The 25,709-nt window shown below is 75.2% G+C and carries 21 protein-coding genes; 7 read left to right on the top strand and 14 right to left on the bottom strand.

Annotated elements, in window-relative coordinates:
* Positions 1-261 precede the first annotated feature (261 nt).
* Complete coding sequence (locus IEX99_RS01180) at positions 262-930, top strand: ArsR/SmtB family transcription factor (protein WP_229677732.1); 669 nt, start codon at positions 262-264, stop codon at positions 928-930.
* 459 nt (positions 931-1,389) lie between these two features.
* Here the strand turns inward: IEX99_RS01180 and IEX99_RS01185 are convergent, their stop codons facing one another.
* The 7 genes from IEX99_RS01185 to IEX99_RS01215 form a co-directional block, all read right to left on the bottom strand.
* Positions 1,390-2,586 carry an LLM class flavin-dependent oxidoreductase gene (locus IEX99_RS01185; RefSeq protein WP_188897588.1) on the bottom strand — a complete coding sequence of 399 codons (1,197 nt, stop codon included), beginning with the start codon at positions 2,584-2,586 and terminating at the stop codon, positions 1,390-1,392.
* Between the two features lie 150 nt (positions 2,587-2,736).
* Positions 2,737-3,501, bottom strand: a complete 765-nt coding sequence (locus IEX99_RS01190; protein ID WP_188897590.1) for an SDR family oxidoreductase — start codon at positions 3,499-3,501, stop codon at positions 2,737-2,739.
* Positions 3,498-4,535, bottom strand: coding sequence for a zinc-dependent alcohol dehydrogenase (locus tag IEX99_RS01195; protein ID WP_188897592.1), 1,038 nt, complete (start codon positions 4,533-4,535; stop codon positions 3,498-3,500). The genes IEX99_RS01190 and IEX99_RS01195 overlap by 4 nt, the downstream gene beginning before the upstream one ends.
* Positions 4,536-4,539: 4 nt before the next feature.
* Positions 4,540-6,261 (bottom strand): acetolactate synthase catalytic subunit, encoded by a 1,722-nt coding sequence (locus IEX99_RS01200; RefSeq protein ID WP_188897594.1) that lies wholly within the window; start codon positions 6,259-6,261, stop codon positions 4,540-4,542.
* 105 nt (positions 6,262-6,366) lie between these two features.
* Positions 6,367-7,314 carry an alpha/beta hydrolase gene (locus IEX99_RS01205; protein ID WP_188897596.1) on the bottom strand — a complete coding sequence of 316 codons (948 nt, stop codon included), beginning with the start codon at positions 7,312-7,314 and terminating at the stop codon, positions 6,367-6,369.
* A gap of 10 nt (positions 7,315-7,324) precedes the next feature.
* Complete coding sequence (locus tag IEX99_RS01210) at positions 7,325-8,107, bottom strand: alpha/beta fold hydrolase (RefSeq protein ID WP_188897598.1); 783 nt, start codon at positions 8,105-8,107, stop codon at positions 7,325-7,327.
* A 91-nt stretch (positions 8,108-8,198) separates the two neighbouring features.
* Entirely contained in the window at positions 8,199-9,491 is a 1,293-nt protein-coding gene (locus tag IEX99_RS01215; RefSeq protein ID WP_188897600.1) for an LLM class flavin-dependent oxidoreductase, read from the bottom strand.
* Between the two features lie 214 nt (positions 9,492-9,705).
* On the opposite strand from IEX99_RS01215, the gene IEX99_RS01220 reads away from it, so the two are divergent.
* A complete protein-coding gene (locus IEX99_RS01220) occupies positions 9,706-10,626 on the top strand; it encodes a hypothetical protein (protein ID WP_229677733.1) in 921 nt (306 codons plus the stop codon).
* Here IEX99_RS01220 and IEX99_RS01225 read toward each other — a convergent pair.
* Both IEX99_RS01225 and IEX99_RS01230 read right to left on the bottom strand, forming a co-directional pair.
* Positions 10,623-11,792, bottom strand: coding sequence for an acyl-CoA dehydrogenase family protein (locus IEX99_RS01225; protein ID WP_188897602.1), 1,170 nt, complete (start codon positions 11,790-11,792; stop codon positions 10,623-10,625). The genes IEX99_RS01220 and IEX99_RS01225 overlap by 4 nt on opposite strands.
* A gap of 6 nt (positions 11,793-11,798) precedes the next feature.
* Complete coding sequence (locus IEX99_RS01230) at positions 11,799-12,857, bottom strand: hydroxyacid dehydrogenase (RefSeq protein WP_188897604.1); 1,059 nt, start codon at positions 12,855-12,857, stop codon at positions 11,799-11,801.
* 124 nt (positions 12,858-12,981) lie between these two features.
* On the opposite strand from IEX99_RS01230, the gene IEX99_RS01235 reads away from it, so the two are divergent.
* Together IEX99_RS01235 and IEX99_RS01240 are read left to right on the top strand one after the other, a co-directional pair.
* A complete protein-coding gene (locus tag IEX99_RS01235) occupies positions 12,982-13,956 on the top strand; it encodes a Bug family tripartite tricarboxylate transporter substrate binding protein (protein ID WP_188897606.1) in 975 nt (324 codons plus the stop codon).
* A 334-nt stretch (positions 13,957-14,290) separates the two neighbouring features.
* Positions 14,291-15,037 (top strand): Crp/Fnr family transcriptional regulator, encoded by a 747-nt coding sequence (locus IEX99_RS01240; RefSeq protein ID WP_188897608.1) that lies wholly within the window; start codon positions 14,291-14,293, stop codon positions 15,035-15,037.
* 25 nt (positions 15,038-15,062) lie between these two features.
* Here IEX99_RS01240 and IEX99_RS01245 read toward each other — a convergent pair whose 3' ends face one another.
* The 5 genes from IEX99_RS01245 to IEX99_RS01265 all read right to left on the bottom strand — a co-directional run bounded on the left by IEX99_RS01245 (position 15,063) and on the right by IEX99_RS01265 (position 21,377).
* Entirely contained in the window at positions 15,063-17,198 is a 2,136-nt protein-coding gene (locus tag IEX99_RS01245) for a BTAD domain-containing putative transcriptional regulator (protein WP_188897610.1), read from the bottom strand.
* Between the two features lie 404 nt (positions 17,199-17,602).
* On the bottom strand, positions 17,603-17,938 hold the full coding sequence (locus IEX99_RS01250) for a hypothetical protein (protein ID WP_188897612.1): 336 nt from the start codon (positions 17,936-17,938) through the stop codon (positions 17,603-17,605).
* 375 nt (positions 17,939-18,313) lie between these two features.
* Positions 18,314-19,678 carry a tetratricopeptide repeat protein gene (locus tag IEX99_RS01255; protein WP_188897614.1) on the bottom strand — a complete coding sequence of 455 codons (1,365 nt, stop codon included), beginning with the start codon at positions 19,676-19,678 and terminating at the stop codon, positions 18,314-18,316.
* A gap of 112 nt (positions 19,679-19,790) precedes the next feature.
* Positions 19,791-19,964 (bottom strand): hypothetical protein, encoded by a 174-nt coding sequence (locus IEX99_RS01260; RefSeq protein ID WP_188897616.1) that lies wholly within the window; start codon positions 19,962-19,964, stop codon positions 19,791-19,793.
* 165 nt (positions 19,965-20,129) lie between these two features.
* The gene (locus tag IEX99_RS01265; protein ID WP_188897618.1) at positions 20,130-21,377 is read right to left on the bottom strand and encodes an amidohydrolase family protein; all 1,248 of its coding nucleotides are present in this window, start codon (positions 21,375-21,377) and stop codon (positions 20,130-20,132) included.
* A 76-nt stretch (positions 21,378-21,453) separates the two neighbouring features.
* Between IEX99_RS01265 and IEX99_RS01270 the strand changes: the two genes are divergently transcribed.
* The 3 genes from IEX99_RS01270 to IEX99_RS01280 all read left to right on the top strand — a co-directional run bounded on the left by IEX99_RS01270 (position 21,454) and on the right by IEX99_RS01280 (position 25,652).
* The gene (locus IEX99_RS01270; protein WP_188897620.1) at positions 21,454-22,272 is read left to right on the top strand and encodes a DUF169 domain-containing protein; all 819 of its coding nucleotides are present in this window, start codon (positions 21,454-21,456) and stop codon (positions 22,270-22,272) included.
* A 94-nt stretch (positions 22,273-22,366) separates the two neighbouring features.
* On the top strand, positions 22,367-24,517 hold the full coding sequence (locus IEX99_RS01275; protein WP_188897622.1) for an acetate--CoA ligase family protein: 2,151 nt from the start codon (positions 22,367-22,369) through the stop codon (positions 24,515-24,517).
* Positions 24,507-25,652 (top strand): acyl-CoA dehydrogenase family protein, encoded by a 1,146-nt coding sequence (locus IEX99_RS01280; RefSeq protein ID WP_188897624.1) that lies wholly within the window; start codon positions 24,507-24,509, stop codon positions 25,650-25,652. The genes IEX99_RS01275 and IEX99_RS01280 overlap by 11 nt, the downstream gene beginning before the upstream one ends.
* Positions 25,653-25,709: the final 57 nt, after the last annotated feature.

A 25,709-nucleotide genomic window follows, 5' to 3' on the forward strand; every position in this document is an offset into this window, starting at 1 on the left:
GCCGGGCGCCCCCGTGCCGGGGGAGCCGCGCAACGTCGCGGCCAAAGCCGGCGCCATCCGCAGCGGCGACGGGGCGCGCGCCCTTCATTGCGAGAGCCATGCGTTCCTTCCGCCTGCGCCGGCTGCGGCGCCGGGCCCCATGGCGACCCTGCGGCGCTCCGGCCGCCGATTTCACGCGATTCTGCGAATTCCGTTGACGTGGCCAAAGCCGATTGGCCAACATTCAATCGCAACGTTGACCGTATGAGCGAGCGACAGGCCTTGTCAAGCACCGGCGCCTCTCCCAGGCGCCGCCTGCTCGCGCATTTCGCGGCCGTGGCGCGGGCGCTCGGCCACGAGCATCGGCTCGAACTCCTCCAGATCCTCGGCCAGGGCGAGCGGAGTGTCGAGGTGCTGGCCGAGCGCTGCGGACAGCCCTTCGCCAACACCTCCCAGCATCTCCAGCAGCTTCGCCGCGCCGGCCTCGTCGCGGTGCGGCGGCAGGGCAAGCACGCGATCTATCGCCTGGCGGACGACGCGGTGCTGGCGCTGCTCTCCGCCCTGCGCCGGGTCGCGGAACGGAATCTCGCCGAGGTCGGCCAGATCGTCGCCACCTACTTCGCCGATCGTTCGCGCCTCGAGGCGGTGTCGCGGGACGAGCTGCTCGCCCGGCTCGCCGCAGGCGACGTCGTCCTGCTCGACGTCCGGCCCGAGGACGAATACGCGGCAGGCCACCTGCCGGGCGCGCTGAACGTCCCCCTCGATCGCCTGGACGCCGCCATCGCCACCCTGCCGCGCGACCGCGAGGTCGTCGCCTACTGCCGCGGCCCCTACTGCGTGCTGTCGGTCGAGGCGATCGAGGCGCTTCGGGCACGGGGCTTCAGGGCGCGTCGGCTGGAGGACGGCTTCCTCGAGTGGCGGGCGGCGGGCCTCGCCGTCGAGGTCGCGTAGAGCGGATCGCGGACGGCCGGAGACAGCCGGGAGCGCGAATCCGCTCGACAAGCAATGAGCGGGAGCCGTTGCAGCGAGTGCGGTCGAGCGAAAGCGGCTCTCGCCCCCGGCACCGCCCGCCGCGCGGGCATCGGGCCACGGGCGTTCGGCAAGGCCGCTTGCCGCTCGCTGCCCCGGACGAGGCCGCTCGCGCGGCGACCGCATGCCGCGGGCACGACGACCAGGCAGGCGCCGATCCCTGCCGCCGCCAGGGACGCGGGCGCCGCATGGGCGACGACCCCCCGTGCCCGAGGGCGAGGAACGGACAGACCGGCCCGAGCGAGACGGGGAGCGTCGCCGCCGGCGCCGACCGGCGGACCGGACCGTTCGACCGCGAAGGACGCAGGGACGACAACGGCGGCGCTGGTCGCCAGCTTCGCGATCAGCGCCGCGATGTCGAGGGCGGTCGCACGGCTGGGGTCACGGCTCCGCCTTCCCGGTGTGGAGCCGCAGGCGCATGTGCTCCGGCACCTCCTGCCCGGCGTCCTCGAAGGCCTTGCGCAGCGCGGCGATGGAGGGGCCGAAGATGCCCTGGCGGTTGGCGCTGCACCATTCGCGCGAGGCGAGGGTCGTCGCCGTCGAGCCCTGGAAGCGCGGCATCACCCAGCGCGCGAACAGCTCGTAGCTGCGCAGCGTGTCCTCGCGGTTCGCCCATTCGTGGGCGCGGAACAGGATGCCGCCGCAGCCGCCCTCGGTGAAGCCGATCAGCCGCTCGATCCCCCTGGCGATCGTGTCGGGCGAGCCGACCAGGGTCGTGCCGGCGGCGAGGCCCTCGGCCAGCGGGTTCTCGCTCCGCATCGGCGGGCGGCCGAGGGTCTCGGAGAAGTAGGAGAGCGTCTCGATGCGCTCGCCGTGGCGCACCTCGCGCATCGCGCGCTCGTCCTCCTCGGCGCAGTGCATGTTGACGACGAGCATCCAGTTGGCGCGGTCGAAGGTGGTGCCGTGCCTCGCCGCCTCCGCCTCGCCGAGGCGCCAGTGCTCGGCGAGCTTCTGCGGCCCGCCGGGCAGGCCGGCGCCGAGCGAGAGCAGCCCGACGCCGTACTTGCCCGCGGTCAGCACGCCGGAGGGCGTGGTCGCGCTCGCCACCGCGATCGGGAAGCGCGGGTGGGTGTAGGGGGCGAGGTGCAGCCGCGCCTCGCGCAGCTCGAACCAGTCGGTCCTGAGCGTGACCGGCTCCTCGCAGGCGAGCAGGCGCAGGATGGCGCCGAGGGATTCGTCCATCATGCGGCGCTGCTTCTCCGCCTCGATCCCCAGCATGTAGGCGTCCGAGACCAGCGCCCCGGGCCCGCAGCCGAGCATCACCCGCCCGCGCGTCATGTGGTCGAGCTGGACGAAGCGCTGCGCGACCAGGAAGGGGTGGTGGTAGGGCAGCGAGGTGACGCCGGAGCCGAGCCTGATGTGCTTCGTCCGCTCGGCCGCGGCGGCGATGAAGATCTCGGGGCTGGCGATGATCTCCCAGCCGGCGGAGTGGTGCTCGCCGATCCAGGCCTCGTCGTAGCCGAGCCAGTCGAGCCACTCGATCAGCTCGAGATCGCGCGCGATGGCCAGCGTCGGGTTGTCGCCGACGCGGTGGAAGGGGGCGAGGAAGATGCCGAAGCGCAAGCCGCGATGGGCCATCGGGGCGGATCCTTTCCGGTCGGCGCGGCACCCGTCGGCCGCCGACGGAGAACCAGCGCGCCAGCATGCCACCGCCGGCGCCCGGATCAACCGGCGGCCGCTGTCCGCACGCCGCGGCCGGAGGGGGACCCGGTCCGATCGGCGGCGCGGTCAGGGCATGAAGCTGCCGCCGCCCACGTCGAGCGTCGCGCCGTTCAGGTAGGACGCGCCGTCGGAGGCGAGGAAGGCCACCGCCTCCGCCACGTCGCGCGGCGTGCCGAGGCGGCCGACCGGGATGGCGCGCAGCATGCGGTCGTTCACGCCGGCCGCCGCGCCCTCCGCCATCGGCGTGGCGATGCGGCCGGGAGCGACGCAGTTGACCGTGATGCCGTCGGGGCCGAGCTCGCCCGCCAGGCTGCGCGCGAGGCCCATCAGCCCGCTCTTCGCCGCGGCGTAGTGCGCGCCGGCGATCGTCGCCCTGGTGCGCGCGGCCTGGCTGGTGATCATCACGATCCGCCCCCAGCCCCGCGCGCGCAGCGGCGGGATGCACGCCCGGCTGACGAGGAAGGCGCCGGTCAGGTTCACCTCCAGCACGCGCCGCCACTCCTCGGCCGGCATCGCCGCGACCGGGCGCGGCAGCCCGTCCGGCGCCTTGGGCGAGATGCCGGCGTTGTTGACGACGACGCCGAGCCGCTCCCACCAGTCGCCGAGCGCGCGCGGCAGCGCGGCGACCTGCGCGTCGTTCGACACGTCCATCGTCACGGCGCGCGCCGGGTGGCCGGCGGCGGCGAGCCGCGCGGCGGTCTCCGCGACCTGCGGCAGCACGTCGGCGAGCACGACCGGGTGCCCGGCCTCGGCCAGCCGCCAGGCGATGCCCTCGCCGATGCCGCGGGCGCCGCCGGTGACCAGCGCGACCCGGTCCGCGGCGGCGCTCATGGCGCGAGCATCACCTTGCTCGCGGCGCGCTGGCGCGCCAGCTCGAAGCCCTCGAGGCCGCGCTCGAGCGGCAGGCGGTGCGTGATCATCGGGCGGAACCCCTCCGGATCGCGGGCGAGCAGCGCCAGCACGCGGTCCCAGGTGGATCGGGCGGCGCCGTGGGTGGCGCGAAGCTGGTGCCGCGCGCGGACGAAATCGGTGAGCGGCAGGCTCACGGGGCCCGGATGGATGCCGGCGACGACGAGCGCGCCGCCCTTGCGCAGCACGGAGAGCCCCTCGACGACGCTGGGCGGGTGGCCGGTCGCCTCCAGCACCGCGTCCACCGCCCGGCCGCCCGTGGCGGCGAGGACCTGCTCGCGCAGCGGCCCCTCGGCGACGTCGATCAGCTCGGCGAAGCCGAGGCGGCGCAGCACCTCGAAGCGCGGCGCGTCGGCGCGGCCGGCGACCAGCACGCGGCCGGCGCCGGCGGCGCGCGCCATCAGCGCGATCGCCTGGCCGATCGTCCCGGGGCCGAGCACCAGCACCGTGTCGCCGAGCCCGACCTCGCCGACCAGCACGGCCTCGCAGCCGACGCCGAGCGGCTCGGCCAGCGCGCCGAGCTCGGTGTCCACGCCCTCCGGCAGGGCGATGCAGGAGGCGGCGGGGACGCGGACATGGCGCGCGAAGCCGCCGTCGCGCGTCAGGCCGATGGTCTCGCGCCGCTCGCAATTGCGGACATCGCCGCGGCGGCAGGAAGGGCAGGCGCCGCCGCAGGAGACGAAGGGCATCACCGCGACGCGCGCGCCTTCGCTCCACGGTGCGGCGCCGGGGCCGACCGCCTCGATCCGGCCGGCGAATTCGTGGCCCATGGTCAGCGGCAGGTGCGGGACCATAAAGCCGTAGCCGTCGGTCCACTCGTAGGCGTGCACGTCGCTGCCGCAGATGCCGGCGTGCTCGACGCGCACCACCACCTCGCCGGGGCCCGGTGCGGGCGGATCGGGCGCGTCGCGCAGCTCCAGCCCGAAGCCCGCGGCGGTCTTGCGCAGCGCGCGCACGGGGTCAGTGCTCCTCGCCGAAATGGCCGGCGAAGACGGTGATCGGCGGCCGCGCCCCGGGGTCGGTGATCACGTCGAGCAGCGCCGGCGCGCCGGAGGCGAAGGCGGCGTCGAGCGCGGGGCCGACCTCCTCGGCGCGCTCGACGCGCGTGCCGGCGACGCCGCAGGCGCGCGCGATGGCGGCGTGGTCCACGGGAGCGAAGTCCACCGCGTCGGTGTGCTCGCCGAAGCGCGCGTCCTCGGCGTCCTTCTGGTAGGCGAGGACGCCGTTGTTCAGCACGATCACGGTGACCGGGAGCCGGAGCCGCCGGAGCGTCTCCAGCTCCGCCCAGGAATGGCCGAAGCCGCCGTCGCCGGCGAGGCAGACGACGCGCCGGTCCGGCGCCGCGACCTGCGCCCCGATCGCCATCGGCAGCCCCCAGCCGAGCCCGGCGATGCCGCGCGGCGTCAGGTAGCGCGCGCCGGCCTTGCGCGCCGTGAGGCCCTGGGCGATCCAGATCGAGGAATAGCTCGCATCGGCCACGGCGATGGCAGTCGGGTCGAGCCGCCTGTCCAGCTCCGCCACGACGCGCTCCGGCCGCACCGGGCCGCCCGCGCGCGCGAGCAGGCCGGCGGTGCGGCGGCGCCAGTCGGCGATCGCGGATCCGATCTCGGCGGCGACGCCGGCGCGGGCGGCGGCGCGGGCCGCGAGGTCGTGCCGCGCCATCGCCTCGCGCAGCGCGGCGAGGGTCAGCTTCGCGTCGCCGACGAGGCGCAGCGCCGTCTCGTAGTTGCGGCCGATCTCCTGCGGATCGGGGTCTATGTGGATGAAGCGCGCCTCGCGCGGGAACAGCTTCCAGCTGTCGGTGCCGTTCTGGTTGGTGCGCGTGCCGACCAGCAGGATCACGTCGGCGCGGTCCACGATCGGGCGCATCGCGTGGGTGCGCGCGCCCGCGCCCATGACGTAGCCGATGACGCCGAGGGTGAGCGGGTGCGTCTCGTCCGCCGCGCCCTTGCCCATCACCGTGGTCGCCACCGGCAGGTGCGCGGCCTCCTGCAGCGCCGCCAGCTCGCCCGCGGCGTCGGAGAGATGCACGCCGCCGCCCGCGACCACCAGCGGGTGCCGCGCCTCCGCCAGCATCCGCGCCGCGCGCTCGACCAGCGTCGGATCGGGCAGCGAGCGGTCGAGCGGGTAGGTGCCGAGCACGGCGCGCCGCCGGCCCGGCGGCCCCGCGTTCTCGCTCAGCAGGTCGGCCGGCGCGAGCAGCACCGCCGGCCCGGGGCGGCCCGAGGCGGCGGCGGCGAAGGCCATGTCCACGTAGTCCTCGATCCGGTCGGCGCGGTCCACGCGGCGCACCCACTTCGCCACCGCGTCGAACATCCGGATGTGGTCGAGCTCCTGGAAGGCGTTGCGGTCGGTCTGGTCGCGGTTGACCTCCTGCACCAGGGCGACGATCGGCACGCTCGCCTTCAGCGCCTCGGCGAGCGGCGGCACGAGCAGCGTCGCCGCCGGGCCGTTCTGCGCCGTCACCACGCCGACGCGGCCGGAGACGCGCGCGTAGCCGTCGGCCATGGCGCCGCCCATGTTCTCCTGCCGGTAGGCGGCCTGGCGGATGCCGACATGCGGCGCGGCGAGCCAGAAGGCGCTCGGCAGGCTCTGCCCGAAGCCGACCGTCACGCCGTGGCGCGCGAAGGCCTCGGCGAGACGGAGCGCGACGGTGGCGTTGCGGGGCTGCGTGTCGGGCATGGGCGTCCTCCCTGCGGCGCCCCGCGCGATCCCGGCGGCGCCGCTGCGTCCGGGAGGGCAGTCCGACGCGGTCCGCCTGTCAAGCGGGCGGACCGCGCCGCCCGGTCACACGCGGGCCCAGGCGTCCCGCAGCGCGGCGGCGGAGGTCCCGATGATCAGTTCCGAGGCACGGATGAATTTCCCCATGGTCATCGCGCCATGGATCTGGTCGGCGAGGTGGAGGTGCGTCACGCGCACCCCGTCCTCGTCGAGCCGGCGGGCATAGGCGATGCCCTCGTCGCAGAGCGGATCGATGCCCGCCGTCACCACCAGCGCCGGCGGCAGGCCGGCGAGGCTCGCCGCGCGCAGGGGCGAGGCGCGCCAGTCGAATGCCTGGCCCGGCTCGGCGAGATAGTGGTCGCGGAACCAGCGCATGCCGCTCGCGGTGAGCGGCACGCCCTCGGTGACGCGCCGGTAGGACGGGGAGGTCATGGCGAGGTCCACCGCCGGATAGATCAGCACCTGGAACACCGGCATCGGCGTCCGCCCCGCGTCCTCCCGCGCGGCGAGGGACACCGCGGCAGCAAGATTGCCGCCCGCGCTGTCCCCGCCGACGGCGATCCGCGCGCGGTCCACGCCGAGCCGCTGCGCCTCCATCGCGACGAAGCGCAGCGCCGTGGCGGCGTCGTCGAAGGCGGCGGGGAATTTGTGCTCGGGCGCGAGGCGGTAGTCCACGGAGACGACGCGGCACTGGGCAGCGTTGGCGATGGCGCGGCACGGGCCGTCATGGGTGTCGAGGTCGCCCATCAGCCAGCCGCCGCCATGGTAGAATACGAGGCAGGGCGCGACGTCGGGCGCGCCGAAGCCGCGATAGGCGCGCATGCGGATCTCCCCGCCCGGGCCGGCGCAGGTGAGGTCGCGGACCTCGAGGACCTCCTGCGGCTCCGGCTGCAGCACCGTGCGCCCCGCGGCGTAGAGGCGCCGCGCCTCCAGGGCCGGCAGCGTCTCGTAGGGCGGGCGCCCGGATTCGCGGATCAGGTCGAGGACGCGCTGCGCGTCGGGATCGATCGGCATGACGGTTTCCTTACGCGGTCCAGGCCAGGATCGCCCTGGCGACCTCGTCGGGCCGGTCGAGCTCGGCGAGGTGGCCGGCGCCGGGGATGATGCGGATCTCGCTCGGGCCGGCGATCGCCCTGGCGAAGCGCTCGGCGTAGCTGCGCGGCATCACCCGGTCCTGCTCGCCCCAGAGCAGCAGCGTCGGCGCCCGGACCAGCGGCAGGCGCTTGGCGAGCCGCGTGTTGCCGAGCGGCCAGAGGAAGCGGGCCGCGGCCTCGCTCGCGCGCGTCTGCTCGATCGGCCATTCGATCGAGTTCGCGCCCTCGGGCGGCGCCTTCAGGCGGCGCCAGTTCTCCGGCTCGGCGCAGAGCAGCGCCGGCACGGCATCGGCGCGCTGCGCCCAGGGATCGGCGGGGGGATCGGCCTCGTCAAAGAGGCCGAAGGGCGCGATCAGCGCGAGGCGGCGCACCGCCTCCGGCCACAGCGCCGCGACCTCCGCCGCCAGCGCGCCGCCGACCGAGCTGCCGACCAGATCGGCGCCCTCCAGCCCCGCGAGGCCGATCAGCCGCCGCGTCGCCACCACCCAGTCGAGATGGTCGTCGAGCTGCGCGTGCCCGCGCCCGCCGCCCGGGAAGCCGGGCAGCGAGGGCACGATCACGGTGCGCCGCTCGGCCAGCCGGTCGAGGAAGGGGATCCAGCGCGGCAGCCCGCCGAAGCCGGCGAGGACGCCGATGCGCGGTCCGCTCCCCTTGCGCCAGACGCGCGTCTGGACGCCGTTGAGTTCGACGAAGGAGACCTCGGGATCGCTCACTCTGCTGCGCGCTCCGGAACTGGCGGGGAGAGGATGCGCGGGAGGGCCGGGCCTCGGCCCGTCCCGCGCCGCCCGATCGGGGGGCGGAGGGCTACTCGGCGGCGAGCGCCCGCGGCGCCGCGGAGAAGTCGGGCGGCACCGCGCGCTCCGCCTCCGCCATCGGCTTCGGCCACCAGCGGTCCTCCCACTCGGAGAACAGGCCCTTGAGCTGCGGCATCACCTTCTCGGCGAACAGCCGCGTGTTGTACTTGGTGAGCGCCTTGCTCATGTTGCCGAACTGCAGCAGCAGCATGAAGTGGCCGACGTTGAGGCTGGTCGCGACCTCGCGCAGCTGCGCCGCGACCTCGTCCGGGCTGCCGATGATGACGTAGCCGCGTTCCACGATGCCCTGCATGTCCTTCGCCGTGCCGGCGAAGCGCTCCTGCGTGCCCTTGCCGAGCGTGCTGTCCGCGCCCGCGGCCTTCGCCACCTGGCTGCTGAGGCCGGCGCGCTGCGTCGCCTCGGTCATGTAGCCCGGCGGCGTGGCCCAGCGGCCGTCCACGTGCAGGCAGCGGCCGTAGAAGTACTCGGCGGGCTCCCGATAGAGCTCCATCGCCTGCGCGCGCGTCTCGGCGACGCCGACGAACTGCAGGAAGCCGGCGCGGTAGGGGTTCCGGTCCTTGCCGAGGCGGTCCATCTCGGCCCAGAAGCCGTCCATGATCGCCTTGCCGGCCTTGTAGCCGTAGTAGGAGAGGTAGCAGTAGACGTAGTCCATCTGCGCGCACCAGCGCCAGGTCTCGACCGACCCGCCGCCGGGGATCCAGACCGGCGGGTGCGGCTGCTGCACCGGGCGCGGCCAGATGTTGACGTAGCGCTGCTGGTTGAAGCGGCCGTTGAAGGCGAAGGTCTCCTTCTCCGTCCACGCCCGGATCACCAGGTCGTGCGCCTCGAGGTAGCGCTCGCGCAGCATCGAGGGGTTCTGGCCGTAGGCGAAGCAGGTGTCCATCGGCGTGCCGACGGGGAAGCCCGCGATCAGACGCCCGCCGGAGATCACGTCGATCATCGCGAATTCCTCCGCGACGCGCGTCGGCGGGTTGTAGAGCGCGAGCGAGTTGCCCATGACGCAGATCGGCGTCTCCCGCGTGCGCCGGGCGAGCGAGGTGGCGATCAGGTTGGGCGAGGGCATCAGCCCGTAGCCGTTGGAGTGGTGCTCGTTGACGCAGATCGCGTCGAAGCCGCACTCCGCCGCGTACTCCAGCTCGTCCATGAAGTCGTTGTACATGTGGTGCGCGCGCTTCGGGTCGAACAGCGAGCTGTGGATGTCCACCCAGACGGAGGGGTGCTTCTCGCGGAAGTCGTCCGGCAGCTCGGTGTAGGGCATCAGGTGGAACCACATGAGCTTCATGGACCGTGCTCCCTATGCCTTGGGGCGGCCGTCTCCCCGAGGGCGGCCGCCCGCGCTGCCCGTAGCCTAGGAGGGGCCGGCGGGAACCGGCAAGCGGATCTCGTCGCCGCCCCGTTGCGCCCCTCCGCGCGCCTTGCGATGCTCGCGCGAGCCTGCCGCCCTCGCCTACGGGCGTCGCGCCGCGGCGGGGCAGAGGGAGGAGCACAGCAACAGCATGAGCGGCACACGCATGGGCGAGAGCGGCGGCGCCAACCGCTACGACCGCCGCACGGCCGACCTCGGCAACAGCGTCGAGCTCGGGCATGTGAACGTGACCATCCCGGACCAGCTCAAGGCCACGGCCTTCTACATCAGCGGGCTCGGCCTGACGCGCGATCCCTACCTGATGACCGGCATCGACAACATGTGGGTCAATGTCGGCGCGAGCAGCCAGTTCCACCTGCCGGCCGGCAAGCCCCAGGTGCTGCGCGGCCGCACCGGGCTGCTGCTGCCCGACCTCGCCGCGCTGCTCGATCGCCTCGCCGCCGCGCGCAAGTGGCTCGACGGCACGGCCTTCTCCTTCCGCGAGGGCGACGGGTTCGTGGACGTCACCTGCCCCTGGGGCAACCGCCTCCGCTGCCATCGCCCGGACGCGGCGCGCTTCGGCCGCCGCACCCTCGGCATGCCCTACGTGCGGTTCGACGTGCCGCAGGGCGCCGCGCCGGGCATCGCGCGCTTCTACCGCGAGATGCTCGGCATGCCCGGCGCCGTCGCCGAGGAGGAGGGCGCGCCCGCCGCGCGCGTTTCGGTCGCGGCCGACCAGTGGCTGATCTTCCGCGAGACCGACGCGCCGCTGCCGCCCTTCGACGGCCACCACATCCAGATCACGCTGGCCGACTTCTCCGGCCCGCACGCGCGCCTGCTGGAGCGCGGGCTGATCACCGAGGAGAGCAACGAGCACCAGTACCGCTTCACCGACATCGTGGACCTCGACAGCGGCAAGGTGCTGTTCGCCGTCGAGCACGAGGTGCGCAGCATGCGCCACCCGATGTTCGGCCGCCGCCTGGTCAACCGCAACCCGGCGGTCAACAACCGCAACTTCATGCCGGGCCACGAGGACTGGGCGCCGGCGATGCCGCCGGCGGAGCTGGCCTAGAAGTAGCCGAAGCCCAGGATGCCGTCCGGGCCGGGGCCGTCCGGGCCGGTCAGGCGCTTGCCGATCAGGTCGCGCAGCGTCTCCGACGCGCCGCCGCCGAGCGAGCCGTAGCGCGCGCCGCGGTAGAGGCGCGAGACCGGATACTCGTCGGTGAAGCCGAAGCCGCCGTGGAGCTGCACCGCCTCGCTCGTCACGCGGATCGCCATCTCGTTGCAGAACACCTTGGCGGTGGCGGCGAGGAACGGGTCGGGGAAGGGGTTGGCGGTGGCGCAGGCGCGGTAGAGCAGGCCGCGCCCCGCCTCGATGTCCTTGTACATGTCGGCGAGCTTCCAGCGCACGCCCTGGAAGTCGGCGATCGGATGGCCGAACACCGTCCGCTCGCGCACGTAGCGCAGCGCCTCGTCGAAGGCGCCCTCGGCGAGGCCGAGGGAGATCGCGGGGTTGAGGCAGCGCTGGGTGTTGAAGGCGGAGAGCAGGCGGCGGAAGCCGTCCTCGCGGATCACCAGGTTCTCCTCCGGCACGGCGCAGTCGTTGAACTGCACCTCGTGCAGGTTCTCGCCCCCCATGGTGTGGTAGGTGCCGGTCACCTCGAGGCCCGGCGTGCCGCGCTCGACCAGCACGCAGCCGATGCCCTCGCGCCCCGGCCTGCCCTCGATGCGGGTGAAGACGACGAACATGCCGGCCTCGGCGGCGCGGCTGATCAGCGTCTTGGTGCCGTTCACCACCCAGCGGTCGCCGCGGCGCACCGCGTTGGTGCGGTAGTTCGCGACGTCCGTGCCGGCGTGCGGCTCCGTCATGCAGATCGAGAGGATGCACTCGCCCGCGCAGACCGCGGGGAGGATGCGCGCGCGGATGGATTCCGGCGCGTAGCGCGCGATCACCCGCGTCTGCACCCCGGCCTCGCCGAGCACGGCCATCGCGGTCGGGTAGCAGACCTTGGCGATCTCCTCGAGGATCAGCGCGCTCTCGAACACCGGCAGGCCGAGGCCGCCGTACTCCTCCGGCACGCTCATCCCGAGCACGCCGAGGCTTGCCAGGTCGCGCAGGTTCTCCCACGGGAAGGTGCCGTCCATCCAGCGCAGCGCCCGCTCGCGGAAGGCGGTCTGGGCGAGCCGGCGGACGGGCTCGATCAGGGCGCGCTGGTCCTCGGTGAGGCGGAATTCCATGGCCGTTCAGTCCCGGTTCGCGAGGACCGCCGCGCGCCGTTCGAGGTAGCGCGGCCAGACCTCGGGGTTGATCAGCCGCGGCGGCCGCTCCCCGGCGAAGATGCCGAGGAGCTGCTCGGCCGCGAACCGCGCGACGCGGGCGCGCGAGTCCTCGGTGACGCCCGCGGTGTGCGGCGTGGCGATCACCGTGTCCAGCGCCAGCAGCGGATGGTCCTTGGGCGGCGGCTCGCGCCGCCACACGTCGAGCCCCGCCCCCGCGAGGTGCCGCGAGACCAGCGCCCCGTGCAGCGCCGCCTCGTCGTGGATGCCGAAGCGCGCGGTGTTGACGAAGACGGCGCCCCGCTTCATGCGCGCGAACTCCGCCGCGCCGAACATCCCCTCCGTCTCCGGCGTGCGCGGGCAGTGGACGCTGACGATGTCGGACTGCGCGAGCAGCGCCGCGAACTCCGCCTTCTCCGCCCCGCGCTCGGCGCAGGTCGCGGCGTCCAGGTAGGGGTCGTAGGCCAGCACCCGGCAGCGGAAGAGGCCGCGCGCCAGCTCCGCCACGCGGCGGCCGATGTTGCCGAGGCCGACGATGCCGACCGTCCTGCCCAGCAGGTCGCGCCCGAGCAGCTCCGCGCGCCTGTGCGGCCGCCCGGCGCGCACCCAGGCGTCGCCCTCCGGGATGCGCTTGAGCAGCGCGAGCATCATCGCCAGCGCGTGCTCGGCCACCGCCTCGGCGTTGCCGCCGGACTGGTTCACCAGCAGCACGCCGGCCTCGGTGCAGGCCGCGACGTCCACCGTGTCGTACCCCGCGCCGTGCATGGAGACGACGAGCAGGTTCGGCATGCGCGCGAGCAGCCCGGCGGTCACCATGTAGGCGGGCGGCAGGTCGTCCTTCACCGAGGTCGCCTGGTAGGCGTGGGCGCGGCGCAGCGCCTCGAAATTGGCCGCGACGTCGCCGGCGAAGGCGAGCCTCGTCACCTCCACCTCCGGCCGCGCGCCGAGCACGTCGAGGAACACCTGGTGCTGGACGAAGTCGAAATAGACCAGCCGCCAGGCGTGCGGGGTGTCCGGGATGCTCATGCGCGGCGGCCTGTCCTGCGGTGCGGCGGCGGGCAGCCTAGCGCGCGAGGCCGCGCCCGCAAGTCGGCGCTCGACGCCGGCGCGCGAGCGCGCCAGGATCGCGCCCGGCGAGGAGGAAACGACCATGCGAGAACGATGGACCGCCGTGCTCCTGCTGCTCTGCGCCTTCGCCGTGCCGCCCGCGGCGGCGCAGGAGGCGCCCTACCCCTCGCGGCCGATCACCATCGTCATCGCCTGGCCGCCGGGCGCCTCCACCGACCTCGTCGCCCGCGCGGTGGGCCAGCGGATGAGCGAGACGCTCGGCCAGCCGATCGTCGTGGACAGCCGCCCCGGCGCCGCCGGGGTGCTCGGCAGCGCCCACGTCGCGCGGGCGCGGCCGGACGGCTACACGCTGCAGGTGACGCACAATTCGACGCACGGGCTGATCTCGCTGTTCAGCCGCAACGTCACCTACGACCCGCTGCGCGACTTCACCTACATCGCCCCGCTCGCCGGCGCGGCGAACGCGCTCAGCGTGAACGCCTCCCTGCCGATCCGGAGCGTCGCCGATCTCGTCGCCTACGCGCGGGACAGGCCGGAGGGGGTGCAGATCGGCACCTCCGGCATCGGCTCGCACCATCACCTCGGCGTCGAGCTGCTGCGGATCCGCACCGGGCTCAACTTCATCCACGTGCCGTTCCGCGGCGGCGCCGACTCGCTCACCAACACCATCGCCGGCCACGTCCCGGCGGTGATCGGGGTGCTGTCCACGGCGCAGGGGCCGGCGCGCGAGGGCCGCGTGCGCATCCTCGGCGTGACCGATCCGCGGCGCGCGCCGACCTCGCCCGAGGTGCCGGCGATCGGCGAGGCGATCGAGGGTTTCGGCGTCCCGCCCGTGCACTTCGCGCTGATCGGCCCCGCCGGCCTGCCGCAGCCGGTCGTGGCGCGGCTCAACGCCGCCGCGAACGAGGCGCTCGCCACGCCGCAGGTGCGCGCGCGCTTCGCCGACGCCACGGTCTGGCCGCTCGGCGGCACGCCGGAGGAGGCCCGCCGCCTCTTCGCCGAGGATTTCGAGGCCTTCCGACGGATCACCGAGGCCGCCGGCATCCGGCCGGAATGAGGCCTCGCCCGCGGCCCCCGGCGTCGGGCGGCCGCGGGGGCGCGCTCGCGGAAGGCGGGCCGAGGGGCGGCCCGCGTTCATTGCGCCGTCGGCACGGGCCATTCGCCGCCGGCGCGTGTCGCAGGTCACACCGTCGGCGCGCCTCCGGGCGGGGCGGCGGCTGCGCCGGGCGGGGGCCGGAATTGCGCCGCGCGGGCTCGATTTGCCGAGGAAGCGCCCCAGATAGGCGCCGGCAGGACGCCGGGGCGACCGCTCGCCGGCACGCGCCGCGGCCGCCGCGTGACGGCGCGCCGGTTGCGGCGCGCCCGCCGGGAGACTACGCCGCAGGACACCCATGACCCCACTCGACGACACCCGCTCGCGCATGGACGGGCTCGGCAGCGAGGCCGGGATCTGCATGGCCTGCGGCTCGCGCTCGGTCGGGCTCTGCGCCCCGCTCGACGCGACGGCGCTCGGCGACATGGCGCGGGCGACCGAGCGGATCCATCTCGCCCCGCGCGAGCCGCTGTTCCGCCAGGGCGAGCCGGCGACCCACGTCTACACCCTGACCGACGGCACCGCGCGGCTGACGCGCGTGCTGGCGGACGGGCGCCAGGCGGCGATCGGCTTCCGCTTCCCCGGCGACATCCTCGGCTTCACCCCCGGCGCCGAACACGCCTTCGGCGCCGAGACGCTGACCGAGGCGACGGTCTGCCGGCTCGAGCGCAAGCGCCTCGACGCGCTGTTCCGGCGCCACCCGGTGCTGGAGCGGCGCTTTCTCGAGCTCTGCGCGCGCGAGCTGGCCGCGACCCAGGACCACGTGCTCGCCCTCGGCCGCTTCACCGCCGAGGAGCGGTGCGCGGCGTTCCTGATCTCGCTCGCCGAGGCGCAGGAGCGGCGCGGCCATACGGGGCCGGTGTTCCGGCTGCACGCGACGCGCGCCGACATCGGCGAGTTCCTCGGCCTGACGCTGGAGACGGTGAGCCGCACCTTCTCCGCCTTCCGCAAGCGCGGCCTGATCCGGCTGCACGGGCAGTCCGCGGTCGAGCTGACCGACCGGGAAAGCCTCGTTGCGCTGGCGTCCGGCGAGGGCGGGGCGTGAGGGCGGCCGGGCCGCGGCCGCGCCGTCATCCCTCCCGCACGCCCGCCAGCCGCAGCCCCTCCGCGTAGTGCGCACGGTCCTCGGGGCGGCGCACCGGCGCGCGGCGCAGGGCCTTCGCCACGGTGAAGTCCGGCTCGATCGCGAGCAGGCGCGCGCGCAGCGCCGCCGCCGCCTCGCGCCGGCCGAGATGGCCGAGCGCGGCGAGGGTGCACTTGTAGTTGGCGCTGAAGTTCGGCTGCAGCTCGATCGCCTGCCGGCCGTGCTCGGCCGCCTCGGCGTGGCGACGCGTGAAGAGCAGGGGGATGACGCGCGCCCCGTCGTAATAGAACGAGAAGGGGTGGAAGGGCGCGAGCTGCCGGTAGCGGTCCATCCGGGCCAGCGCCTCGGCATGGTCGCCGGCGTAGCTGTGCGCCATGGCGGAGAAGGCCCAGGCCATGGCGAGGTTGGGGTTGAGCCCCAGCGCGCGCTCGTGCAGCGCCAGCGCGTCCTCCGGCCGCTGGTGCAGGAAGGCGCGGACATGGCCGCAGATCGTCAGCGCCTGCGCGTCCTGAGGATCGAGCGCGACGGCCCGGACCGCGAGGCGCTCGGTGCGGGCGAGCACCTCCTCGCCGTCGCGCGCCCAGCCCTGGCCGATGAGCAGGAGGTGCCAGTAGGCGAGCCAGGCATGGGCCGCGGCGTAGTCGGGATCGAGCGAGGTGGCGCGCGCGAGCCACTCCCCGGCGGCCATGAAGGCGCTGCGGTCGAGCCGGTGCAGGGCCGGGATGGCGCGCAGCACCAGGTTGTAGGCGGGGACGTTCACCGGCGGGCGCCCGGCGGCGACCCGGCCGGCCTCGATCAGCAGGATCTCGGGATCGATCCGCGCCACCACCTGGGCCGCGATCTCGTCCTGCAGCGCGAGGAGGTCGTCGGCCTCGCGGTCGAACCGCTGGGTCCAGGCCACCCCCTCGGGCGGGCGCAGGTCGAGCAGGGTGAGGCCGATCCGGATGCGCCGCCCGGCACGCTGGAGCGTGCCGGTCAGCAGCAGGTCGAGGCCGAGGGCGCGGGCCGCCGCCTGCGCCTCGCGCGGCCCGCCGCTGCGCGCGGCGGCGGCGGCGAGGGAGGCGCTGTCGGTCAGGAACAGCCAGCGGAAGCGGGCCAGGGCCGCGGTGATCTCCTCGGCGAGGCCGATCGAGAGGGCCTCCGACTCGGCTTCCTCCGTGCCGCCGAGCACGCGCAGCGGCAGCACGCCGAGGCGCGCGCCGCGCAGCGCCGCGGGCGGCGCGCCGCGGGCCGTCGGCGCGGCGGCGCCGGCCGGCGGCGGCGCGCTCGGGGCGACCTGCGCGACGCCGGCGTCCTCCCGCAACGCCTGGGCGAGCGCCTCCGTCTCGGCCGACGGGCGGGCCTGGAAGCGGGTCGCCAGGATCTGGCGACAATCGGCATAGGCGGCGAGCGCGGCCGCACGGTCGCCGCGCGCCGCCTCGGCGCGGATCAGGGCCCGCCAGGCGCCCTCCTGGGCCGCGTCGATCGAGAGCACGCGCCGTGCCGCGGCGACGCTCGCCTCCGGGTCGAGGGCGGCCGCGAGCCGCGCGGTGGCGACCAGGAGGGCGGCGTCGCGCAGGCGGCGCCGCTGCTCGGCAAGCCACTGGTCGAAGGCGTCGTCGAGGCCGTCGAGATCGGCGAGCAGCTCGCCCGCCCCGAGCAGGTCGAGCGGCTCCGGTTGCTCGGGCGTGGCGCGCAGGACTTCCCGGGCGTCGGTCCAGACGGCGGCGAGGTCCATCGCGACGGTGGTCCGGCTGGCGACGATCACCGGGAGCCCGACGGGGCGGAGCGATTCGTGCAGCTCGTGCAACGCCTGGCGCAGCGAGCCGCGCGCCTGCTCGTTGCCGCGGCGCGACCAGAGCAGGTGGGCGAGCCGCGACCGGGCGACCGGCTGCGGCCCCGAGAGGGCTAGGATGGCCAGGAGCGCGCGCGCCTTGCGGGTGCGCGGCAGCACGCGTTGGCTCGTCAGGCTCCAGGCGTCCACGCGGCCGAGCAGCGTCAGCCGCAGCCGGATCTCGGGGCGCGGGCGGTCCCCGGCCGAGGACGGCGCGGGGCGGCCATCCACAGGGACCGGCGCGACCGCCGTGCCCGGGCGCGCCTCGCCCTCCGGCATGGCGCGGAGCCAGCCTGCGGCCGCGGTCATTGCCGGACCCTGCCCGGCTGTGCCATTGCGGGCGGCGGGCGAACTGCCACCGCGCAGCAGCAGCCCCGAGGAAACGGGGGTGGGGGTTGTACTTCCGGCAGCGGCCGGGGCCGGCACACGCTGCGCGGACGCATGGCCCTCGCCGCTTGGCGCCGCGACACCATCCATGCTCACAGTTTAATCAACCGCATTGGTTATGTCACCTAACGGTTGATAAGGCCGCGCCATTGCATCGGATAGGTGCGGTCGAGGGGCGGTCTGCCCCCTTGGCCCGCACCGGGGATCGCGGGACGCGGCGCCGCCCTGCCCGTGGCGCTGCGGCCGGCGGGCAGCGCGAGAGGAGGACAGGCGCACCGCGCAGGCCGACCCGCATCCGTCGCGTCCGGCCGGGGGGCATGGCGCCGCTACGCCGACTCGTCGTGACCGCGCGCATCGCGTTCGCGCACGGAGCGCATGGCCTGTCCGGCTGGCGCGGGCGCCGTTCGCGAAGGTGCGGCGTCCATCGCGCGCACCGCCCTGCGCAGTTCGCGCGCGGCGCGTTCGAGCCGGAAGGCGAGCGCATCGCGTTCGACGCCCTCGGCGAAGGTGAGGGGCGATGGCGCCGCTGCGGCCGATGAGGCTGCGGCCTCATCGTGAGCGGCGACGAAGCGGCGCGCGGTCTCGATCACCTCGAGGAACGCCGCTCCCGGTTCGGGCTGGGAACCCGGAGCCGGGGCGTCCCGCCTGACGATTGCGGTCATCCGTCACCGTCGCTCGCGATTCCGTGATTTCACATCCACAATGCCGCGCCGCGGGCCGCGAGGCGCGTCAGAAGCGCCCGGCAGACGTTAATTTTGGGTTAATTCAACGACAAGGCCCTCAGACGCCCGGCCGGCGCCATGGCATGTCCCCGATCCCGCCCCGTCGCACGGCGAGCGCGAGCGCACGCCGCGGATTCCGGCCGATCCGCTCCGCGGCGCGGCATGGCCACGGCACCCGTGCGCCGCGGCAGCGCCATACATGCGGCTCCACCGCGCGCGCCAAGGGAAGGCCGGCGCTGCTCCCGTCGGCGGTGACCGCTCCTTGCGCGCCGCGGGGCAGCACGCAAGGCAGGTGCCGCCGCTCTGCCCACGCGATCAGTCCGTGACCCCGGCCGCCGTGGCGGTGTCCGCGGCGAGACGCCGCGCGAACAGGCTGTCCGGCTTCGCCGCGCGCCGCGCCTCGGCCATCGCCCGCGCGGCGCCCACCTCCCCGGCGCGCAGCAGCGATTCCGCCAGGGTCAGCGCGATCACGTCCCGCTGCGCGTGCGAGCCGCCGAAGCGGTGCGCGATCGGCGGCAGCGGCGCGAGCAGCGCCGCCGCCTCCCCCTGGGCGCCGCGGTCGAAGGCGACCAGCGCGCGGCCGAGCGGCAGGCCGATGTCGCGCGCGAGCGCCGCGTTGCCGCCGGCGCTCGCCGGCGCGGAGGCCGCACGCTCCAGCGCGGCCAGCGACCGCGTCGCCGCCTCCCGCCGCCCGGCGCCGAGATGCGCCATGATCCCGTGCACGTCGTTGAAGGCGTAGCAGCTCTGCGGCCCGGCGAGCGTCGCCGCCCAGGCGTCCGAGACCTCCGCCCAGCGCGCCGCGCCGGCGTCCACGCCGATCAGGCGCAGCCGCCACAGCATGGCGCTGGCGTCCACCAGCTCCAGCGCCGGCGGGGGCTGCGGCCCGCCGGCGCGGCCCGGCCGCACGCCGCGGTCGTAGAGCGCCAGGGCCTCGGCAACCTCGCCGCGGTCGAGGTGGAACAGCGCCCGATGCCACCAGTTGTGGCAGGCGAGCAGGTTCCCCGGCGCCCAGTCCGCCTCGCGCGCGGCGAGCCAGCGCACGCCCTCCTCCGCGCGGCCCTGCATCTCCATCACGTGCGCCACGGCGTGGATCGCCCAGGCGTCGCGCGGGTCGAGCGACACGGCGCGGCGGCCCGCCTCCTCGGCCGCCGCGTTGCCCCCGCACTCCTCGAGGCCGAAGGCCTGCATGACGGGGATGTGGCCGAAGCCCGGCTCGCCCTCGCGCCAGGCGGCGAGCGCGGCGGCGGGGCGGTCGCGCAAGGTCTCGCGCCGGCCGAGGAAGAAGTCGAGCTGGTGCGCGACCTGCAGCGCGAAAAGGTCGCGCGGCCAGGCGGCGACGATCGCGCCGTAGCCCTCCCGGGCGCGGTCGAAGTCGCGCCCGAGCCAGGCGGAGGCCGCGACGATGTGGGCGCGCTCGCGCTCGTTGGTGCGGGCCTCGCGCGCGGCGGCGACGCTCCCCGCCGCCTCCGCCTCCAGCCCCTCCTCGGTGGCGCAGAGCAGCAGGCCCGCGCGCATCAGCTGCGCCATGGCGCAGTCGGGCGCCTCGGCGAGGGCGGCGTCGAGCTCGGCCATCGGGTCGGCGCGGAAGCGCGCGAACAGCGCGCCGGCCCGGTCGAGATGCCCGACCGCGGCGCGGGAGCCGGTGGAGACGGCAAGGCCGTTGGCGTCGGCGAGCGGCATGGGAGACCTCCGTGGCGCGCGTGGGACCGGGGGCGTCCGCGGCGCCCGGCCGGCGGCGGGTGCGCGGCGGCCCTGCGCCGCCGCCCCGTCACCGGCGAGCGCCGCGGCGGCGTCAGCGCCGGTCCGGGCGGATCGGCGCCGCCGGTGCGACACGCGGCAGGCCGACGTCGCGGCGGAGACGATCGTCCAGCTCGCGCAGGGAGCCGGCGGTGGTCCAGCCGCCCAGGCGCCTGCGCAGGCGCGCGGCCGGCACGGCCGGGAAGGCCGCAGCGTGCAGCATCGTCATGGTCCTCGTCCTCGATCGCGCGGGGCACCGCGGGCGGCGGCGCCGGTGGCGCAGTATCCGGGCGAGGAGGGTTTCACGATGACGACGCGGCGACGGGAATCGTGTTTCCCGGGTTGCGCGTGACGGCCGCCCGCAACCTCGGCCCGGCCCGGCCGCGCGCGCCGGTCAGGCGGGCCGGTGCAGGGTCGGCGGCAGCCGGGTGACGGTGCGCCGCCCGCGCTTGAAGGCGTGCAGCACGGGCGCGATCTCGCGCAGCGCGTCCACGGTCGAGGGCGCGTCCACCACCACGAAATCCGCCGGCCTGCCGGGGGCGATGCCGTACTCGGCGCGGCGCATGAGCTTCGCCGCGCCGGTGGTGAACATGCCCCAGACGGCGCGCAGGTCGTCCGGCATGCCGCGCTGCACCGTGTTGGCGAACAGGTTGGCCTGGCGGATGAGCTGGCCGTCGCCGAAGGGCGTGAAGGCGTTGAGGATGTTGTTCGACGCGACCGAGCAGGTCACCCCCTGGCGGACGAGGCGCACCGCGTCCACCACGCCGCGCGGGATGGCGTGGTCGGCGTCGCGGTGCATCAGGTAGAGGTCGGTCGCGGGCAGCACGGTCAGCGCCACGCCCGCGTCGGCGAGGCGCCTCGCGATCCTGTCGAACTCGGCCGGCGGCATGGTGGAGATCTTGGTGACGTGGCCGATCGCCACGCGCCCGCCCCAGCCGTGCTTCTCCGTCAGCTCGCAGACCAGCAGCGTGTCGAGCTCCGCCGCGCTGGAGCCGCTGTCGAGGTGCATGTCGATGTCGAGGTCGAATTCGCGCGCGATCTCGAAGACGCGGCGGATCTGCCCGGCGCGGTCGCTGTCGTAGTTCGGCGCGGCGCCGACGACGCGGGCGCCGTTCCGCAGCGCCTCGATCATCAGCGCCTCGGTGCCGGGGTTGTTCAGCAGGCCCTCCTGCGGCATGACGCAGGTCTCGATGTCGATGGCCCAGGCGTAGGCCTCGACCAGCGCCTTGACGCCCTCGAAGCCGCGCAGCCCGACCTTCGGGTCCACCTCCGCGTGGGTGCGCATCAGGGTGCAGCCGTGCAGGATGCACTTCTCCAGCGTGCGGCGGGCGCGGGCGTTCACGTCCTCCACCGTGAAGCTGTGCTTGATCGCGCTGACGCGCTCCATCGCGCGGTGCGGGAAGCGCGCGGTCTCGTGCGCGCAGCGGTCTATGGTGCAGCTCTTGTCGAGGTGGATGTGGGTCTCGACGAAGCCCGGCGAGACCAGGCGCCCGCCGGCGTCCAGCACCTCGCCCGCCCCGGCGGCGCCGAGGTCGCGGCCGATCGCGGCGAAGCGGCCGTCCTTCACGCCGATCTCGACCGGGGGCTCGGCGGGCGCCGCCTCCGGCAGGCGGGCATTGCGGATCAGGAGATCGAAGGCCACGATCGCATCCTCCCGGGGCGCGCGGCACCGATGCTAGGCCCCCGCCCGGGGCGGTCAATCCGGAGATGCACACGCCATGCCCGATGCCCCGACCGACGCCACGGCCAGGCCGCTCGACGCGAAGGCCATCGCCGAGCTCGCCGAGCAGCTCGCGGCGCTGCTCCGGCTGCGCACCCTGCCGATCGGCATGAAGCTGTTCGAGGACCTCGAGGCGATGGCGAGGGTCCCGGGGCTGCGCAGGCCGCCGAAGGGGAAGACCTTCTCCACCTGCCAGCTTGTCACGCAGTCGCGCATCGCCGGGTTCACCCTCGGCATCACCGCCGAGAACGTGCCGGAGCTCTCGAACTGCAGCGGCGTGATCGGCCTCGGCGGGCCCTCGGAGCTCTACCTGTCGGGCCGCAAGATGGAGGGGGTGTGGTTCGAGAACCGCGAGGCCGCGGCGGCACACCAGGCGCAGATGCCGCGCGTGCCGGGCGGGCGCTACGCGGGCCTCGTCGTCTCGCCGCTGCGCAGCGCGCGGCTCGATCCGCCGGACATCTGCCTGTTCTACGGCAACCCGGCGCAGATGATCCTGTTCATCAACGGACTGCAGTGGCGCACCTACCGGCGCTACGACTTCTCCGTCACCGGCGAGAGCGCCTGCGCCGATTCCTGGGGCCGCGCGCTGCGCGACCGCTGCGTCTCGCTCTCCATCCCGTGCTACGCGGAGCGGCGCTACGGCGGCGTGGCCGACGACGAGATGCTGATGGCCTGCCCGCCGGAGGACCTCGCGCGCGCCGTCACCGGCCTGCACGGGCTGTCCAAGGCGGGGCTGCGCTACCCGATCATGCCCTACGGCCCGCAGGCGGAGCCGGCGGAGGGGATGGCGAAGAGCTACGGCGGCAAGACCGCCTGACCGGCGGCGGCGCGGCGCGGCGCGGCGCCGGGGGTGTCGAGGCGGCGCGCGACGCCGCCTTGACCGGGCCGACGCGCCTCCGGATCATGCGGTGGTGAGCACGCCGAGCTTCGCCGACCTCCGGCGCTTCTTCGCCCCCCGGCGCGTCGCGCTGGTGGGCGCGACCGAGGACCTGTCGAAATTCGGCGGGCGCTGCCTGCGCCAGATGCTCGATTTCGGCTTCGCCGGCGAGGTCTTCCCGGTCAATCCCAACCGCGGGACGGTGTTCGGCCGGCCCTGCTTCCCCTCCCTCGCCGCGCTGCCGGCCGTGCCGGACCATGTCGGCATCGTGCTGCCCGCCGCGCGCTGCGCCGCGGCGATCGCGGAGTGCGGCCGGCTCGGCGTGCCCTTCGCCACCGTCTTCTCCGCCGGCTTCGCGGAGACCGGCGCGCCGGCCGCGGCGGCGCTGCAGGCCGAGCTGGCGGCGGCGGCGCGCGCCGCCGGCGTGCGGTTCATGGGCCCCAATTGCAACGGGCTGGTGGACTACATCGCCGGCTTCGCGATGACCTCGACCGCGACCGTCGCCGGGCCGCGCCGCCCCGCGGGCGACATCGGCGTGGTCAGCCAGAGCGGCGGCGCGGGCCAGGTGAACGTCATGTGGCGCGCGCAGGAGCTCGGCCTCGGCATCAGCCGCCAGGTCAGCTCCGGCAACGACGCCGACCTCGACATGTGCGACTACATGGCGTTCCTGGTCGAGGACCCGCACACCCGCGTCGTCCTCGCCATCGCCGAGCGCGCGCCGGACGGGACGCGGCTGCGCGCGGTGGCGGCGCGCGCGGCGGCGCTCGGCAAGCCGATCGTGATGGTGAAGGTCGGCCGCACCGAGGCCGGGCGGAGCGCCGCCGCCTCCCACACCGGCGCGGTGACCGGGGCGGACGCGGTGTTCGACGCGGCGCTGCGCCAGCTCGGCATCCTGCGCGTGGAGGACGCGCACGAGCTGTACGAGACCGCCATGCTGCTGCGCCAGGGCAGGCGGCCCGCAGGGCGGCGGGCGGCGGCGCTGTCCATCTCCGGCGGCAACCTGGTGCTGCTCGCCGATCTCGGCGCCGCCCGGGGCATCGAGTTCCCGGACTACGCGGAGGAGACGCGCGCGGCGCTGCGGCGCCTCGTTCCCGGCTTCGTCGGCGTGCGCAACCCGACCGACATGAGCGCCGGCGCGATCGGCCAGAAGGACATCTTCGCCGCCGCCGCGCGCGCCATCGCCGAGGACCCGGCGGTGGACGCGCTGATCCCGGTGATCACCTTCGCCCCCGCCGCCGACATCCGCCCGATCGCGGCGCTGGCCGCGGCCTCGCCGAAGCCGATGCCGATCCTCTGGACCGGCAGGTGCAGCGACGATCCGGCGCTGACCCCGGCGGCGCTGATCGCCGAGGGCCACGCCGTCTACCGCGATGCCCTGCCCTGCGTGGCGGCGCTGCGCCGCGCGATGCAGTACGGCGAGTTCCTGGCGCGCCGCGCGGGCGCCGAGGCGCCGCGACGGCCGGAGGGCGCGGATCGCGACGCCGCGCTGCGGCTGCTGCGCGGGGCGGGCGGGGCGACGCTCTCGGAGGCGGCGTCCAAGGCGGTGGCCGCGTGCTACGGCCTCGCGCCGCCGCGCGAGGCGCTGGCCGCGACCGCGGAGGAGGCCGTCGCCGCCGCCGCCTCCCTGGGCGGTCCGGTGGCGCTGAAGGTCCAGTCGCCCGACATCCCGCACAAGACCGAGGCCGGCGCCGTGCGCCTCGGCGTGTCCGGCGAGGCGGCGGTGCGCGAGGGCCACGCCGCCGTGCTCGCCGCCGCCCGCGCCCACGCCCCGTCCGCGCGCATCGAGGGCGTGCTGGTGCAGGAGATGGTCGCCGGCGGCGTCGAGATGCTGCTCGGCGCCACGCGCGACGCGCATTTCGGCCCGGTGCTGACCGTCGGCTTCGGCGGCGTCCATGTCGAGATCCTGCGCGACGTCGCCTTCCGCCTGCCGCCGATCACGGCGGAGGAGGCGCGCGGGATGCTCGAGGAACTGCGCCTCTTCCCCCTCCTCCTCGGCCCGCGCGGCCGCCCGCGCGCCGACCTGCCGGCGCTGTGCGACGCGATCGCGCGCTTCTCCTGGCTCGCGCACGACCTCGGCCCGCATGTCGCCGAGGTGGACATCAACCCGCTCGTCGTCCTCCCCGAGGGCCGCGGCGCGCGCATGCTGGACGCGCTGATCCTTCGGAGCACCCCCGATGCGCCTTGAGATCACCCCCGAACTCGCCGAGCTGCGCCCCTCCGTGCGGCGCTTCGTGACCGAGCGGCTCGAGCCGCTCGCGGAGGAGATCGACCGCACCGGCCGCATCCCCGAGGAGGCCTGGCGCCTGATGCGCGGGCAGGGCTGGCTCGGCATGCTGCTGCCGCCCGAATACGGCGGCGGCGGCACGGACCTCGCCACCTACTGCCTGGTGATGGAGGAGGTCGCGCGCTCGCACCGCGTCTTCACCCTGCTGATGGACTACACCAGCGGCCTGACGCCGGTCGCCATCCATCGCCACGGCACCGAGGCGCAGAAGCGCCGCTGGCTGCGCGGCCTCGCCGACGGCACGCTGCGCGCGGCCTTCGGCCTGACCGAGCCGGAGGCCGGCTCCGACTCCGCCGCGATCCGCACCCGGGCGGAGCGCGTCCCGGGCGGTGGCTGGCGCATCAACGGCCGCAAGCACTGGATCAGCGGCGGCCACGCGGCGGACGTGGTGATGGTGATGGCCGTCACCGACCCGGCGAAGCGGGCGCGCGGCGGCATCTCCGCCTTCCTCGTCGAGCGCGGCACCCCCGGCTTCGAGGTGACGCGCGTGGACACCACCATCGGCTCCGCCGCGATCGAGCTCGGCGAGCTGACCTTCACCGACTGCGTGGTGCCGGAGGAGGCGCTGCTCGGCGCGGAGGGCGCGGGCTTCGCCATCGCCATGGGCTCGCTGCTCAACGGCCGGCTCGGCGTCGCGCACGCCTGCCTCGGCGCGGCGGACCGGCTGCTCGAGATGTCGGTCGCCCACGCGAAGCGGCGCGTCACCTTCGGCAAGCCGCTGGCGGAGCGCCAGGCGATCCAGTGGATGCTCGCCGATTCCGAGACGGAGCTGCAGACCGCCCGCGCCTTCGCCTACGAGACGCTCCGCCGCGTCACGGCCGGCGAGGAGGTCGGCAGCGCCGCGAGCATCTGCAAGCTCGCCTGTTCCGAGATGGTCGGCCGCGTCGCCGACCGCGCGGTGCAGATCCATGGCGGCATGGGCCTGGTGCGCGGCTTCCCGGTAGAGCGCTTCTACCGCGACATCCGCCACTACCGCGTCGGCGAGGGAGCCTCCGAGGTCCAGCGCATGCTGATCGCGCGCGACCTGCTGCGGTAGCGGCGGCGACGCCGGGCCGGCCGGGAAGGGCCGGAGCCGCGCGTCGCACGGCCGGCG

Source organism: Caldovatus sediminis, from assembly GCF_014644455.1.
GTDB lineage: Bacteria > Pseudomonadota > Alphaproteobacteria > Acetobacterales > Acetobacteraceae > Caldovatus > Caldovatus sediminis.

Excerpts from the sequence above, each read along its gene's own strand:
- IEX99_RS01215 (WP_188897600.1), bottom strand. The coding sequence starts at position 9,491 with ATGAAGCTCATGTGGTTCCACCTGATGCCCTACACCGAGCTGCCGGAC.
- IEX99_RS01280 (WP_188897624.1), top strand. The coding sequence starts at position 24,507 with ATGCGCCTTGAGATCACCCCCGAACTCGCCGAGCTGCGCCCCTCCGTG.
- IEX99_RS01185 (WP_188897588.1), bottom strand. The coding sequence starts at position 2,586 with ATGGCCCATCGCGGCTTGCGCTTCGGCATCTTCCTCGCCCCCTTCCAC.
- IEX99_RS01225 (WP_188897602.1), bottom strand. The coding sequence starts at position 11,792 with ATGGAATTCCGCCTCACCGAGGACCAGCGCGCCCTGATCGAGCCCGTC.
- IEX99_RS01260 (WP_188897616.1), bottom strand. The coding sequence starts at position 19,964 with ATGACGATGCTGCACGCTGCGGCCTTCCCGGCCGTGCCGGCCGCGCGC.
- IEX99_RS01200 (WP_188897594.1), bottom strand. The coding sequence starts at position 6,261 with ATGCCCGACACGCAGCCCCGCAACGCCACCGTCGCGCTCCGTCTCGCC.
- IEX99_RS01245 (WP_188897610.1), bottom strand. The coding sequence starts at position 17,198 with ATGACCGCGGCCGCAGGCTGGCTCCGCGCCATGCCGGAGGGCGAGGCG.
- IEX99_RS01270 (WP_188897620.1), top strand. The coding sequence starts at position 21,454 with ATGCCCGATGCCCCGACCGACGCCACGGCCAGGCCGCTCGACGCGAAG.
- IEX99_RS01205 (WP_188897596.1), bottom strand. The coding sequence starts at position 7,314 with ATGCCGATCGATCCCGACGCGCAGCGCGTCCTCGACCTGATCCGCGAA.
- IEX99_RS01235 (WP_188897606.1), top strand. The coding sequence starts at position 12,982 with ATGCGAGAACGATGGACCGCCGTGCTCCTGCTGCTCTGCGCCTTCGCC.
- IEX99_RS01220 (WP_229677733.1), top strand. The coding sequence starts at position 9,706 with ATGAGCGGCACACGCATGGGCGAGAGCGGCGGCGCCAACCGCTACGAC.
- IEX99_RS01240 (WP_188897608.1), top strand. The coding sequence starts at position 14,291 with ATGACCCCACTCGACGACACCCGCTCGCGCATGGACGGGCTCGGCAGC.
- IEX99_RS01230 (WP_188897604.1), bottom strand. The coding sequence starts at position 12,857 with ATGAGCATCCCGGACACCCCGCACGCCTGGCGGCTGGTCTATTTCGAC.
- IEX99_RS01190 (WP_188897590.1), bottom strand. The coding sequence starts at position 3,501 with ATGAGCGCCGCCGCGGACCGGGTCGCGCTGGTCACCGGCGGCGCCCGC.
- IEX99_RS01250 (WP_188897612.1), bottom strand. The coding sequence starts at position 17,938 with ATGACCGCAATCGTCAGGCGGGACGCCCCGGCTCCGGGTTCCCAGCCC.
- IEX99_RS01255 (WP_188897614.1), bottom strand. The coding sequence starts at position 19,678 with ATGCCGCTCGCCGACGCCAACGGCCTTGCCGTCTCCACCGGCTCCCGC.